The sequence below is a fragment of the Microbulbifer taiwanensis genome, assembly GCF_014904815.1.
Taxonomy (GTDB): Bacteria; Pseudomonadota; Gammaproteobacteria; order Pseudomonadales; family Cellvibrionaceae; genus Microbulbifer; species Microbulbifer taiwanensis.
In genome coordinates this window covers 131,899-145,235 of record NZ_JACZFR010000021.1, presented here as the reverse complement: position 1 = coordinate 145,235, position 13,337 = coordinate 131,899, and the positions used below count along the sequence as shown (strand labels likewise).

11 protein-coding genes are annotated in these 13,337 nt (G+C 59.7%); all 11 read right to left on the bottom strand.

Going from position 1 to position 13,337, the window contains the following annotated elements; translation table 11 throughout:
* Positions 1–94: 94 nt before the first annotated feature.
* The 11 genes from IG627_RS07580 to IG627_RS07530 all read right to left on the bottom strand — a co-directional run bounded on the left by IG627_RS07580 (position 95) and on the right by IG627_RS07530 (position 13,264).
* Positions 95–1,726: a long-chain-fatty-acid--CoA ligase gene (locus IG627_RS07580; RefSeq protein WP_193191744.1), complete on the bottom strand. Its 1,632-nt coding sequence runs from the start codon at positions 1,724–1,726 to the stop codon at positions 95–97.
* Positions 1,727–1,821: 95 nt separating this feature from the next.
* Positions 1,822–3,291: a M48 family metalloprotease gene (locus tag IG627_RS07575; protein WP_193191743.1), complete on the bottom strand. Its 1,470-nt coding sequence runs from the start codon at positions 3,289–3,291 to the stop codon at positions 1,822–1,824.
* 30 nt (positions 3,292–3,321) lie between these two features.
* Positions 3,322–3,981: a hypothetical protein gene (locus tag IG627_RS07570; protein ID WP_193191742.1), complete on the bottom strand. Its 660-nt coding sequence runs from the start codon at positions 3,979–3,981 to the stop codon at positions 3,322–3,324.
* Between the two features lie 11 nt (positions 3,982–3,992).
* Positions 3,993–4,604, bottom strand: a complete 612-nt coding sequence (locus IG627_RS07565) for a hypothetical protein (RefSeq protein ID WP_226864816.1) — start codon at positions 4,602–4,604, stop codon at positions 3,993–3,995.
* A 93-nt stretch (positions 4,605–4,697) separates the two neighbouring features.
* Positions 4,698–5,702: a vWA domain-containing protein gene (locus tag IG627_RS07560; protein ID WP_193191740.1), complete on the bottom strand. Its 1,005-nt coding sequence runs from the start codon at positions 5,700–5,702 to the stop codon at positions 4,698–4,700.
* Positions 5,699–6,781, bottom strand: coding sequence for a vWA domain-containing protein (locus IG627_RS07555; RefSeq protein ID WP_193191739.1), 1,083 nt, complete (start codon positions 6,779–6,781; stop codon positions 5,699–5,701). Before IG627_RS07555 ends, IG627_RS07560 begins: the two co-directional genes overlap by 4 nt.
* Positions 6,771–8,075 carry a hypothetical protein gene (locus IG627_RS07550; RefSeq protein ID WP_193191738.1) on the bottom strand — a complete coding sequence of 435 codons (1,305 nt, stop codon included), beginning with the start codon at positions 8,073–8,075 and terminating at the stop codon, positions 6,771–6,773. The genes IG627_RS07555 and IG627_RS07550 overlap by 11 nt, the downstream gene beginning before the upstream one ends.
* Before the next feature lie 91 nt (positions 8,076–8,166).
* A complete protein-coding gene (locus IG627_RS07545; protein WP_193191737.1) occupies positions 8,167–8,961 on the bottom strand; it encodes a MotA/TolQ/ExbB proton channel family protein in 795 nt (264 codons plus the stop codon).
* 27 nt (positions 8,962–8,988) lie between these two features.
* Complete coding sequence (locus IG627_RS07540) at positions 8,989–9,276, bottom strand: hypothetical protein (RefSeq protein ID WP_193191736.1); 288 nt, start codon at positions 9,274–9,276, stop codon at positions 8,989–8,991.
* A 10-nt stretch (positions 9,277–9,286) separates the two neighbouring features.
* The gene (locus tag IG627_RS07535; RefSeq protein WP_193191735.1) at positions 9,287–11,377 is read right to left on the bottom strand and encodes a PEGA domain-containing protein; all 2,091 of its coding nucleotides are present in this window, start codon (positions 11,375–11,377) and stop codon (positions 9,287–9,289) included.
* Between the two features lie 330 nt (positions 11,378–11,707).
* Entirely contained in the window at positions 11,708–13,264 is a 1,557-nt protein-coding gene (locus IG627_RS07530) for a tetratricopeptide repeat protein (RefSeq protein WP_193191734.1), read from the bottom strand.
* Positions 13,265–13,337 lie beyond the last annotated feature (73 nt).

Genomic DNA, 13,337 nt, shown 5'->3' with positions numbered 1-13,337 from the left:
GGGGGGTGGGGGCGGGGGGGGGGGGGGGGGGGGGGGGGGCGGCCGCCGGGGCCGGGGGGGGCCCGCGGCGGCGAAAATGTGCGGGATGAGGGACCTAAGCGGTCACCTCTTCCGGCCAGCGGTACCCGGCAAACTGCTGGCGCAGGTCCTTCTTGCTGATCTTGCCCGTGGCCGTGTGGGGCAGTTCTCCGGCCACCACACAGTCGTCCGGTATCCACCACTTTGCCACATTGCCTTCAAAGGCTTCGAGGATCGCCCTGGGATCAGGCTCGGTGTCGGGAGTCGGTACCACGATCAGCAGTGGGCGCTCGGCCCACTTGTCGTGGGCGACACCGATCACTGCCGCTTCGGCCACGCCGTCCAGTGTCATGGCGAAGTTCTCCAGTTCGATGGAGGAGATCCATTCGCCGCCGGACTTGATGACATCCTTGGTGCGGTCGGTGATGCCCAGGTAGCCGCTCGGGTCTATGGTGGCCACGTCGCCGGTATCGAACCAGCCGTCGGCGGTCAGCGCCGATTCCTCGGCCTTGAAATAGCGCTCGCAGACCCAGGGGCCACGCACCTGCAGGGCACCGAAGGCCTCGCCGTCGTGGGGCAGCGGCTGACCGCTATCGTCGACGATGCGCATTTCGACACCGTAGGCGGCGCGCCCCTGCTTCAGGCGCAGGGCGCGGGCATCCTCCGCCGGAAGTGAATCCGGTACCCGGGCGTTGTAGGTGCCCAGCGGGCTCATCTCCGTCATGCCCCAGGCGTGGTGAGTGTAGACACCGTGGCTGTGCTCGAACTCCTCCATGACGCGCCAGGGGCAGGCAGAACCGCCCACCACCACCCGGTTGAGGCTGGGAATCGTCTCGCCACTTTCGCGCAGGAATTTGAGCAGGGCCAGCCAGACGGTCGGCACCCCGGCGGCGATGGTTACACCCTCCTGTTGCATCAGTCTGCTCAGTGTCTCGCCGCAGCCCATTTTGGGGCCGGGGAACACCAGTTTGGCCCCCACAGCGGGAACCGCATAGGGGATGGACCAGGCGTTGACATGGAACATTGGCACTACCGGCAATACCGCCTCGTTGCCCTGTAGCGCGAACACGTCTGGCAGCAGTACGCCGTAGGTATGCAGCACCATGGCGCGGTGAGAGTAAAGTACGCCCTTGGGATTGCCGGTGGTGCCGGAGGTATAGCAGAGGGCGGCGGCACTGTTCTCATCCAGTTGCGGCCAGTCGAACTCGGTTGTCTCCAGAGCCAGCAGTTCTTCGTAACAGTGCACATTGGGCAGGCGGGTTTCGGGCATATGGGCGCTGTCTGTGAGCACCACGTAACCCCTGACGGCGGAAAGTTTTTCGGCCAATGTCTCCAGCAGTGGCACGAACATGGGGTCGATAAACAGCCAGCGGTCTTCTGCGTGCTCGACGATATAGGCAATCTGTTCCTGGAACAGGCGCGGGTTGATGGTGTGGCAGACGAGGCCGCTACAGGAGGTGGCGTAGTAGAGTTCGAAGTGGCGGTAGTCGTTCCAGGCCAGGGTGCCGATGCGGTCGCCGGGCCGGACGCCGAGTTTCTGCAGTGCGTTGGCCAGTTGCGCGGATCGCTCGAAGGCTTCGCGATAGGTGTAGCGGTGCTGCGGATTGTCCGCGGTCACAGAGACAATTTCACTGTTGGGGAAATTGCTCTGGGCGTGGCGCATGATACCGGTCAGTGTGAGTTGGGATTGCATCATCATGCCGAACATGGAGTGCTCCTTATTATTATCGGTTTTGCTTGTTGTTTTTTTCGCAGAGGCGGGCCTGCGGCCCGCAAGCGGAGCTGGAGCTCCGCGCTCCCGGGTTACTGCACTATCTTGATCCACTCACCGGGCTTGGGCTCGCCGCGTGGAAAGTATCCGTTCAGCAGACGAAGCTGCTCTTCGGCGTAGTCCCCGATTTCCATATGTCGGGCCAGAGAGGCAAAGGTAGTCTTCTCATTGGCCAAGACATAGCGGACCCGCTTTATATCGGGTTTGATAATGTCAGTTTTACGCAGGGGACGGAAGCTGCGGATACTGGTTAGGAACAGATTGTCATACTCATTGAGCGATTCCGCATCGCTGACGTCACCGTCATTGATCTTGCCCTCGAGAATATACTGGCGGCTCCCGTAATAGATGACCGCAACCCTGTCCGGATCCGTATCGCCGGCGGCCGGCAGTTTGCCGGTATGGCCCAGGAGCCGATACTGGTTGAGCTCCTCATCCTGATCCAGATCACGCACATCGTAGAACTCGCGCAGTGTCATATCGGCGGGCTGGTTGTTCTTGCGCTGGTCCACCCTGATGGTGAATGATGCCTTGCCGTCCGGTGCCGTGCCGACAATGGAGGAGCGCTGGTTCTCCACTTTCCAGCCCTCCGGAAACAGCAGGGAAAAACCCAGGCGCTTGTGATTGTAGCGATTCTTTTCCGATTGCTGGGCGTTCTGGCCGTAGACCAGTCCGTCGGTCTTCTCGCGATAGTATTCAATCTTGGTGATCTTGCGATCCTCGGGCAGTTTGCCCGCGGCCTCCACGACTTCCTGCAGGCGGATATCGTTACGCGGGTGCGAGGAAAAGACACCGTGATAGGTCTGCTGCTTTTTGCCCTCAACGCGTGCGCGGCGCCGGGCAAAAGTTTCCTGGTCCTTGAGCAGGCCGATCACATTGATCATTGCCTGGGGGTCGTAACCGGCGTTATACATGTACTGGGCGCCGAAGCGGTCAGCTTCCAGCTCCATGTCACGGCCATACCCTTTAACTGCCGCCGTGCTCCAGAGATTTGCCACATCTCCCACTACACCGCTGCCGGTGACCAGAACTGACAGCACCGAGGCGACGCCGGCACCGGTGGCCGCAGTTTTCTGGCGCACCGCGTGACGGGCGGTAATATGGCCCACCTCGTGGGCCAATACCGCCGCCATTTCCGCCTCAGAATGCAGATAGGTCAGCAGGCCGCGGTTGATATAGACATAGCCGCCGGGGAGGGCAAAGGCATTGATATCCTGGCTGTCGATAATCGTGAAGTGGTATTTCAATTCCGGCCTGTCGCTGGCCGCGGCCACTTTCTGGCCTACGTGATCGACATAGGCGGTCAGTACCGGGTCCTTGTATATCGGTGTGCTCTCCACCAGCTTCTGGTGCATCTCCCTGCCGATCTCAATTTCCTTCTCCTCTGACATCAGTACCAGGTCCGGCCGGTTTGTGGCCGGATTGAAGGCGCAGCCAGCGGTGGCCGCGGCCAGAGTGGTGATGATCAGGTATTTGAACAAGTGTTTATTGAAATAGTGCATCGATCTTTCCCTCCCTTTTGTATTTTCTCCCTAGGACCTGCCGCCCGATGGCAGCAGGAATTCCTGCAGCTGTGCGGCCATACCCTTACAAGCGTTGTTCTGTACCCGTGCAATCAGTGGTATTGGCACGACTATGGCCGGCATATAGGATGTGCCTTTGGCGTCGGCGCTGAGTTTTCCGGAGAGCTCCTGGTCGCGAAAATCCCATACCGATGCTTCATAGTCTGACTCCTTGTCCCAGGTGCCAAAGCCAAAGCAGCCGGCACCGCCGGTTCCGATGGAACAACCGATGGAGCCGGCACTGGCCGTGGTCTCGGTGGATCCGTCGATCCAGACAATATACTTAACGCCGTAGGCCTCCATGCGCTCGCGCAAGTTGGGGATTTCCATCATCCGGTCCAGAGAGCGCAGGTGCATCGGTGCCGTGCGCGGCTCGAACCAGGGGTACATGGCGTCGACAAACTGCTTTTCAGGAATAACATTCACCCCGCGATCCGGGTTGTGCAGCTGGCGCCCCACACAGTCGATCAGATCCGGTTCCGTTTCGTAATCACTGGAGTGACGCCGGCCGAGAATGACAACTGAATCCCCCTCAGCCAGTTCGCCGTCGCTGCGGCGGTACTCGTCGATGACTACCGTTGTGCAGCCGCTCAGCAGCGCCAGACCAAAAGCAAAAAGTGACTTGAACACGACAACCTCCTCTAGTTCCGTACGTCCGCCGGTTCGGATTCCTTCAGGGAAAGGGCACGCCGCTTGTCGGCGAGCAGCGCCTGCAGCTCAGGTACCCGTTCAAACCCTGTGTACAGGGTCGCGCCGGCATCGCGCAGCGCAATATTGATGGCCTGGGCCAGGGCATCTTCCTGCGATTTCAGGAAGGCCGTCGGCGTCTTGCCGTAGGCGGTAATGACCCAGTTGGCGACAGATTCACCCTTCTGGTCGTAGGCATGCATATCGTATTTGATCCACACCTCGAAAATGTTGACCCGGGTTTCCCGGGGCATGGTGAACTGCAACTCCCTGACTTCCGGCACTATGACCAGCTCCACATTCTTCGGCAGGTTTTGCGGGTATTGGGACAGGGAAATTGTCTCGGTAAACATGGATCCGAGCACGGTTTCGAACAGGTTTTTCTGTGCTCGTCCGGTATTGATATTCCACTCGTCCCGGTCTTCGCTGTCTTCGTGGTAGACGAAATTGCGGAAATCGTCGCTCAGGTAGATGCCTACGGTCAGCGGGTGTTGCTGTCCCACCGGTTGTGGATAGCTGCCGTCGACGCGAACCGTGTGCGAACAGGAGGCCACCAGTAGTGTCAAAAAAATTAAAGTGATTTTCAATCGTATGGAAAATCCGTGTCTCGAGTGTTCCATCTCAATCTCCTCGATTCCTCTCTACCGGCTTGCTCCCGGCTATCGAAAATCGTTTAACCCGACAAAAGTGCCGCCGTTGCGATAGGTCAGTTCCCGCATCAGGGCGGCGAATCTCAATCCAGTCGTTTGCAGGTGTGGTGGACGGGAGAACTGGATCGGGAATCCGATGGCGTGGATGCGCACATTGCGTTTCGCCTCGCCGTGTTGGGCGTTGACCCTGTCAACCGCCAGCATCACATTGCGAATGGACCGGCCGGTGAACTCGTCGCCCAGTACATAGATACTGATTTTCTTATTGGGATCGTAAAAGCTGCGCACCGCCTTCTGGATTCCCTCTACCGGACTGGAGTTACTGAATGGGTTCCAGGATCGCAGGCGCTGCAGTATCGCCTGTCGGCGGCCGGGGGTGTCGGGGATCCACTTGTTGCGATAGTTGGAGAACATATAGTCCCCCATATCGTTCATTACCTGGATGCCCTTGACGTTGGGGTAGAGGTCCAGGGTGTTGACCATCTCGTTCATCATCCTGTCCCAGCCGTAGTTGAACATACTGCCGGAGGTGTCGATGATGAACAGGATGTACTCGCTGTCTACGGGGATTCCGCCGATGACATTGTTCTTGCGCTGGTAGTTTTCCCCCAGCAGTCGGCGCATTTCCTCGGTCATGGTCTGCAATGCTACCGTCAGCTTACCCTTGAGCTTGCCTTCCTCGTTCTCGCCCTCGGTTTTGCGCGCGTAGAGTGCCTGCAGTGTATCCAGTTCCCCGCGCAGCCTGGCAATGCGCTTGCGCTCTATATCCAGCTGCTCGCGTTTGGCATTGAGATCGCGATTGAGAATGCTGGTCTCACCGCGAATCTCCGCCAGCTGGTTCTGCAGGTCCTGGACCTGGCCGTCCAGGTCCAGTTCGGCCTCCTCCAGCACAATTGGCTCCGCAGTCTTGGCAATCATCAGCAGTAACACTATGGCGCCGAATCCGCAGCAGATGACGTCGAGAAACGAAATGCTGAATTCATCCTGCGCGCGCCTCGAATTCTTGCGTGTCATGGCCAGTCCCTCGAAGGTGCCAGGAAGGAGCCCTGGGTCTCCATGGCGAGTTTCCAGAATTCGCTGGCGGCAAAGGGATCGCCCTCCATGGGGGCCAGAATCACGTTGACCGGCACATTTTTCGGCAACACCTTGACCGCGCGCCTGAACAGGTCGCGCCGCGCCTTACCGGAGATAGTGGTCCCGCGCGGCTTCTTCATTCCCTGGGTGGGCAAACCGTCGGTAATCAGGATGATATTGTCCGGCAGCGGAGACATGCCGTTGATGGCATTGAAAACCCGTTCCAGGCTGGTGCCCTCATCCGGAACCACCTTGTCCAGTTCCTTCATTGCCTTGTCCAGCTGGTCGCGGTCATCCACATTGAGCCAGCGATCCTCGGTGCCGGGAATGGCGGCGCGGAAACCAGTGTTGAAGGTGTAGATCTGGTACTGACTGTCCTGGGGGAACTGCGCGGTAAGCCAGGAAACCGTGCTGACGGCGCGACGCCACTTTTCCGTATCGCGCTTTACCCTTGAGGACATGTTGCGGGTGCGAATCACTTTGATCAGTTCATCCCCCAGCATACTGGCGGAGGCGTCCAGTAGTATCAGAATGCGGTCCCCCCCCAGGCGCAGGCCGGTCAGGTATTGGCGGTCGCCATCGCCGACAAACTTGCGCACATTGTTACCGAGCTTTTTGTTCTCCTCTTCCAGGTTTTTCTTGGCCTCTTCCAGCTTCTTCAGTTTCTCCTGCAGGCGCTTGATGTCCTGTTCTTCAGTGCTGCTGTCGACTTGGGCAATATTGCCCTTGACGGCCTCTATCTGCTCAATAATGCGCCGGGCCAAGCCCTGGGTCTCGGCGAGCTCATCGCTGGTGACATCGAGGGTATTGCGTGCCAGCACCAGGTGCTCGCGCCCGAACTCCACTTCCTCCTGCAGCAGATTGACTTCCGCGGCCAGATCCTGTGTTTCCGTTTCAATATCGTGATCGGAACCGTGTTTTATGATCAGAAAGATCAGTGCCACGGCGCCGAAGCCACAGGACATGATGTCGAGGAAAGACAGGCTGAAGGTGGAAAACCGCCTCTTCTTACGCGCCATAATGCTCCACACTGATCGCGGTAATCACGTCGTCATAGTCTGCGACACCGATTTTGTCGCCGGCGCTCAGGTTGACCGGTGTGGCAATTTCCTCGCCGTTCAGCATCAGGCGGGTACCGGCGTCCACCCTCAGGGCCAGCTTGCCCGCGTGGCTGGTCACCGTGGCGGCGGGGTGGTCGGGCGGCGTGGGCGTGATACTGAACTTGTCCTGTTGCCAGAAGACGAACAGCGGCTGCTGTGCGGCAAGGGCGCGGTGCCCGAATAGCAGGTGGGTTGCTGCGGCCTCGGTGGCACTATTGATCTGCACCGCGACTTCGTTGGCGGGCGCGGCGCTGAGTGCGGTGATCATACGCAGCGCAGAGGTTTCACTGTGAATTTCCTGCCAGCGTCCGGCCACGGCCTGGGCGATACAGTTGTGAGGCAGCAGGTGGATTCGCTCGGCCAGCTGGGCGCCGCCCGGTATCTCGGCCCAGCGGTGGGAGACGAACACCACGCTGTTGCTTTCGGCCAGGTTCTCGATCATGGCGCGCACCCGCGACAATATAGGTGTACTGGCATCCTGGAGCTGGCGCAGGCTTACCTTGGCCGTGCGATCGTCGAGTTCCGCCAGCACTTCACCCTGGCGCATGGCGCGGTTGACCCACTGCGGCATCATGTCATAGAGCTGCTGTTCCGCTTCTGCCGAGTGCAGGGGATCGAAGCGACACTGCATGATGAATGCGTCGGTAAATACCCGCGCCCAGGCGTCGAGGAAGTTCTGTTGCCCGGAATCGCTCACCGCCTCCGCGATATCGAGAACGGCCTGCTCATGGACGGCGACGCGGCTGACCAGCGTCTGGTGAAGCTGCAGTTCCACCTGCAGGTGAACGCCGCGGGGTGCCAGATGACTGATGCAGGCACTGGCCGCATCCACAAGGCCAACGGCATTGATCGGACTCTCGTTGATGATACCGAGCAGCAGTGCCAGCTGTTCGCGGGTAAAATTTCCCGGCACTGCCAGCATGACTTCGTCGGGCAGGTCGCAGTGATCGGCAATTTCCTGCAGGTGGCAGTAGGCGAGATCGGCGTGGTGGCGGCAACGGACGTTTTCGGATTTCAGTGACTCCAGGCTCAGGCGCCGCCAGAACTGGTTGTTTACCTTGGTGGGGTGGCTGCGGGCCTGCATCAGAGCAGCCGTGCCGACCAGTATCTGCTGGTTTTCTATAACCGCCACGCCTGGGCTCTCCAGCACTTCATCGGTTCCGACAAAGACCCGCAGGCCGCAGTCGTTGATGTCCAGGACTCCTTGTCCCATGGGTTTATTCCTCTGTATGCATTTTGCCTCTTGGGCCCAATCATTGTCTGTAGGAGAGGCGGGTGGCCGCCCCGTCTCTCCTACAGGATATTTAACTGACCTTCAAAAACCTGAGCAGGTTGCTGTCACAGTAATTCTGCGTATCCAGTACCAGCCGCTCCTGCATCAACTGCAACTGGTGGGTGAAAAACATGATCACAATGCTGATTACCAGGGCAATAAAGGTGGAGTTGAAGGCCACACCCAGGCTGACGGTAACCCCGGCAATATCCCCCTCTACTGCCCGGTGTGCCTGGGACAGCGCCTCCCCGATACCTCGCACCGTGCCGATAAACCCGATGGAGGGAATGGCCCAGGTGATGTAGCGCACCATGGCAAGCTCGCTATCCAGGCGGTCGCCCTCGGTATCGCATACCTCCTTTACCGAATTGGAGACGGCGGCCACATTTCTGGTGGAACCGAATCTCTGCAGCGCGGTAAGCAGGGCGCGGGGCAGCAGGAAGTTACGTTCCTCTTCCGGTAGTGCCTGAATTGGCCTGGAAAGGTCGCGCGCATCTTCCGGAAGAATCGGTGTGCCTTCACTGACATTCAGCAATGCCTTGTCCAGCAGTTGGCGTTCGCGCATGCTGCGGCGTGCCTTCAAACCCATGATTGCCATGGCCCAGAGCATCAATACAAAGCAGGCCTCCTGCTCGTAATCGCGCATCACGATATAGAGTGATCTCTGCTGCACATAGGTTTCCCCGGCAGCTTCGCGCGCCAGCTGCTCCTCGATCAGGGCGTCGGCATTGGGACGGATGATGGCCACGTAAATGGCGTGAACCAGGATGATCGCACCGAGCAGTGCGAACAGCTGGAAAATAAAATCGGAGGATTTGAATTTCATGGTTAGGCTCTTTGCAAAGTTCGCTCTCTAAATATCTACTGGGTAGGAGACCGAAAGGTCTTCGGAGATCTCCTCGGACGCCTTGTAGTCGTCAGCGTCGGATTCTTTACTTTTCTTCTCGGACTTGGCCAGCGCCACCGTGACCGTCTTTTCTTCTTCGTTCTTTTCTTCAGTTGCGAGAGAAGTGGAAGCCAGCACGAGGCAAAGTAGCGAAGCGACTGCGCAGATCGCTGCCGTAGGGTGCGCCGTGCGCACCACAACGGAGTCCGGGTTCCCGGTGTTTTGGTGCGCGCGGCGCACTCTACGCATAGCCATGATTTCTCTCCTAATTTACCCAGCGCGCCACGCGAAAGCCCACATCGTTGCGCGGCTCGGCGCCGTAGTCGCGGTAGGACAGGCGCAGTTCGGTCAGGCCGGCGTGGCGCCAGCTGGATCCGCGGATCACGTGATAATCGCCGTCCTGTGGGCCCACGGGGTTTTCTTCGCGGCGCATCGACAGCCCCGTGCCGATGGTGTAGAGATCGTGGATCCACTCGGAGACGTTGCCGCCCAGGTCGTAAACCCCCAGGTCGTTGGCACTATAGCTGGCAACGGGAGCGGTGGCGGCATAGCGGTCGCTGTAGGTGCGCAGTACCGCCGGTACCAGTTGCGCGGCGTGGTTGTCGGCGAAGTTGCCGGAATTGGCCCTGACCGGTAGATCATTGCCCCAGGGGAATTTGCGCATGGATCCGCGCTCGTAGCGCGCAACCCAGGCCCACTCGGCCTCGGTTGGCAGCCGGTAGCCATTGGCACTGCCATCGAAACCTGTCACGCGGCCGCGCTCTGTGAGATAGACCGGCTTGAGACCGTCGCGCTCCGAGAGCCAGTTGCAGAACATGGCGGCATCGGCCCAGCTGATATTCACCACTGGCAGGCTGTCGTTGTCCAGGCTGACACCATTTACATGGCTGGAACTGTGCATGCGCTGGTAACGACGGAACTCGCGATTGGTTACCTCGGTGGTGCCCAGGTAGAAGGGGCGGGTCAGGGAGATTTTGCGCAGCACTTCGTTGGCGCGGCGGCCCTGCTCGCGGCGCGAGGACCCCATGGTGAACTGCGCATTGGGGCGCATCAGTTTCATTGTGCCGCCGGCCGGGTGACTGATTTCCGCGGGGACTTTGCTCCAGCGCGCCTGTTCGGCGGTGAGCAGTACCGCGCGAATACTCTGTTCCAGCTTGGCGCTGGGCACTACGCTGGTTTCGTAATCCTCAAAGCCATTTTTACGCACCAGGATACTGTGGCTGCGTGCGGGCAGGTTGAAGGTTTCACCGGTGGTACCGGCCAGCCTGCCGTCGATATAGACCTGGGCGTTTTCGGGGCTGCTGGTAATGCGGACACGACCGTAAACGGCGTCGAGGGTAATGTTCAGGTCGCGTTCAATCCCTGCACCGACATCAATACTGCGTTCCACAGAGGTATAGCCATCCTTGAAGAAACGCAGCTGGTGTGGACCGTCGGAAGAGAGTGCCAGTTCCAGGGGCGTGTGGCCGCGGAATTCGCCATCTACCGTCACGCTGGCGCCTTCCGGTGTACTGACGACGCGCAGTAAGCCGTCTGCGGCACCGAGATCTACCGGCGCCAGTGTCTGATCCACTCCGGCGGTGACGGCGACGGGAATATCGGCGGTTTTGTGCTCCGGCAGCGAAAGGCTGACTACCCTGTCACCCTGAATGAGTTCGGCATTCAACGGTGTGGTCCCGAGCACCTTGCCCTCGACGGTTACCGTCGCGCCGGGCGGGTTGCTGCTGATGCGCACGTTGGCCCAGGCGGGGCGCAGGGCGGCCTGCAGGCGCTGGGTATTATCCAGGCCCTCGATGTCGATCTCGCGCGTGTAGGGCAGGTAGCGCTCGGTCAGCAGGGTGATGCGTTTTTGTCCCGCGGGAATATTCTTGGCCAGGCCGTTTTCACTGTTCACCTCGCTGCCATTGACCAGAATGCGCACCGGAACAGGTGGGTCGCTGACCACCTGCAGATGCCCCGGTAGTTTCTCCAGGGCTACCGCATGGCGGCTGTGGCCATCGCTGGTCACTTGCACTTCGCCGCTTTTGGGCAGGTAGCCGGTGGCGCTGACGGTGTAGCTGTAGTGACCGGGTAGAACCAGGTGGCCGTCACCGAGTGGCAGGGCGAGTCCGCTGACGCTGACATCAGCATCCGCTGGTTGGGTTTCAAAAATCAGCGAGCGGGCGATCAGGAGATAAACCAGGGCGAGCAGGCCCAGCAGCAGGCACCCGGCAATGGTGAGGGCGCGGGGTGACAGCAATAGTTTTCTGCCCCCGGATTCCACCTGAACCGGTGTAAAGCCGACGGGTTGGATCACCGAAAAATCATCGTCCGCATGATCGTCACCGCGAACGGGTACCGCTTCCTTTGCTGTCATTTATGATTTCCTGTTACTGCACACTTATCGATTTATCGCGATTGCAGTGACGCCACAGTCCTTAGCGCCAGTGAGGCGGGCCCTTGGATATCGGGTGACCTGAGCCTGTAGCGCCGGGAAGACAGGCCTCCGGCGATGAGGCATAACTGTGGGCCTTCCTCTGTGCACTACAGCTTAGCCTGCTGGCGCTGTCAGTATGGGATTTGAGGCGCCGTTTGGCATAGCAATCATCTTTTCACGCTTACCAATTTGGCGTTTCTGTCCAAGTTTTGTGGCAATACGAAAAACCGTACAGTGTTTGATCAATCGCCGGAATCGGGGTTCAGGACTTCAGGTGTTATTGACGCCGTTTATTTTCTCCGCGCACTGAATGACTACAGTCGGAGGCTCCTCACCGGGAGCGACAGTGAATTCGCGCCGCACGTCGCGGTAGCCTTCGCGGGTGCCCACGGCGGTATAGCGGCCGGGCTTGAGCGTGATCTCGCGCTGGTCAAAGTTGCCCAGGCGACCCACGTGATAGATGGTGACGCTGGTGCTGCTGTCGGACCTCAGGCGCACCGGCAGTGGAATCAGCGCCCTGGTGAGGGCGTTCTCGAGGCCTTCAATCTGCTGCTGCAGGCGTGGGGTGCCACTATTGATCTGCCGGGCATCGGCGAGCACGCCGCGCGCATAGCGGTTGCGTTTGCTGTTGCCCAGGGTTAGCGGGTCGTCCAGTAGAGCCTGCAGTTGGTCGTCCAGCTGCGCGCGGGCCTCGGCCCGTGCCTTGCCGGTAATTGCAGATACCAGGCTGGCGTCTTTCTCGACTAGCTTTGTATAGCTCTTTACGGCGCCGTGCCAGTCCTCGGACTCTTCCTGCTGGCGGGCGCGGCTGAATAGCTGGTCGATGCGATGCTGCTCGATACCATTGATCGCCTGCTGGAGGCCTATCTGGGGCTCACCGGCAGCGGGCTTGAGTTTCTGGGCGCGCTTAAAGGCCTCTTGGGCCGAGGTGAAATTCTCCGCGGCAATGGCGGCATAGCCCGCGGACATGGCCTGGCTGTAGTCCCGCTCGGTGATGGCCGCCAGGACTTCTGGCAACAGTTCCCTGGCGGCTTGGGTCTCCGGGTCCACTGACAGTGATTGCTGCAGTGCTTCGCGCGCAGCGTCGAGATCATTGCCGGAATACGCCTTCTTGCCGCTGGTGAAATGCTGCCAGGCTTCCGGCAGCTTTTCCGCACGAGCCTTGCCCTTGATACCGCGCGGGTGTTCGTCAGATATCGTCAGGACCAGGTCGAAGGCCTTATGCGCTGACTCTGCATCGCCGCTATTCAGGGCTTGATGTCCTTCGGCCAGGTGCTGCTCTATTCGCTCGGGAATGCTGTCGCGCAACTGCTGGAATGCGGCCAGGGATTCCCGGTATTTTTCCAGTGCCTGCATGAACTTGCGCTGCCGGTAAATACCGTCGGCTTCGTCTGCCAGGGCCTGGGCCGCGGAGAAGTCTTCTCCGGCCCAGGATTCTATATCCCGTTCCTGCAGTTCTTCCTGCAGCACCAGGATTTCCTGCAGGATCTTCTGTACATTGCGCCGCTGCTGGGCGATTTCTGCATCGCTGTAGGGGGAAGCCTGTACTCCGGGAGCGGCCTTGTCGTTGCTTGTCGGGCCGGACACAGTCGGCAGTCGGGGCTGCGGCTTTTCCACCAGTTGCGGGAGCAGCCAGAAAACACCGACAACGCCGACCAGCAGCAGCCCGCCGACGGCTGCAGCCGGAGCCCGTGATCTTCCTGATTTGGCGCTGTGTTTCGCCGGCGAGCCTTTTGCACTCTGCCGCTGTGGATTTTCGCTACCGAAACTGAAGTCGGCGGGCTGTATCGGGCTGGCATCTTCCCGGGATTGGTCGCGGTGTTGCATAGTGGTTCCGCTGTGCTGATTTATTGTGTGGACATCGATTGCAGATGCCCGCTTGCGGGAGACTGATCATCGG

Excerpts from the sequence above, each read along its gene's own strand:
- IG627_RS07580 (WP_193191744.1), bottom strand. The coding sequence starts at position 1,726 with ATGTTCGGCATGATGATGCAATCCCAACTCACACTGACCGGTATCATG.
- IG627_RS07575 (WP_193191743.1), bottom strand. The coding sequence starts at position 3,291 with ATGCACTATTTCAATAAACACTTGTTCAAATACCTGATCATCACCACT.
- IG627_RS07560 (WP_193191740.1), bottom strand. The coding sequence starts at position 5,702 with ATGACACGCAAGAATTCGAGGCGCGCGCAGGATGAATTCAGCATTTCG.
- IG627_RS07555 (WP_193191739.1), bottom strand. The coding sequence starts at position 6,781 with ATGGCGCGTAAGAAGAGGCGGTTTTCCACCTTCAGCCTGTCTTTCCTC.
- IG627_RS07550 (WP_193191738.1), bottom strand. The coding sequence starts at position 8,075 with ATGGGACAAGGAGTCCTGGACATCAACGACTGCGGCCTGCGGGTCTTT.
- IG627_RS07545 (WP_193191737.1), bottom strand. The coding sequence starts at position 8,961 with ATGAAATTCAAATCCTCCGATTTTATTTTCCAGCTGTTCGCACTGCTC.
- IG627_RS07540 (WP_193191736.1), bottom strand. The coding sequence starts at position 9,276 with ATGGCTATGCGTAGAGTGCGCCGCGCGCACCAAAACACCGGGAACCCG.
- IG627_RS07535 (WP_193191735.1), bottom strand. The coding sequence starts at position 11,377 with ATGACAGCAAAGGAAGCGGTACCCGTTCGCGGTGACGATCATGCGGAC.
- IG627_RS07530 (WP_193191734.1), bottom strand. The coding sequence starts at position 13,264 with ATGCAACACCGCGACCAATCCCGGGAAGATGCCAGCCCGATACAGCCC.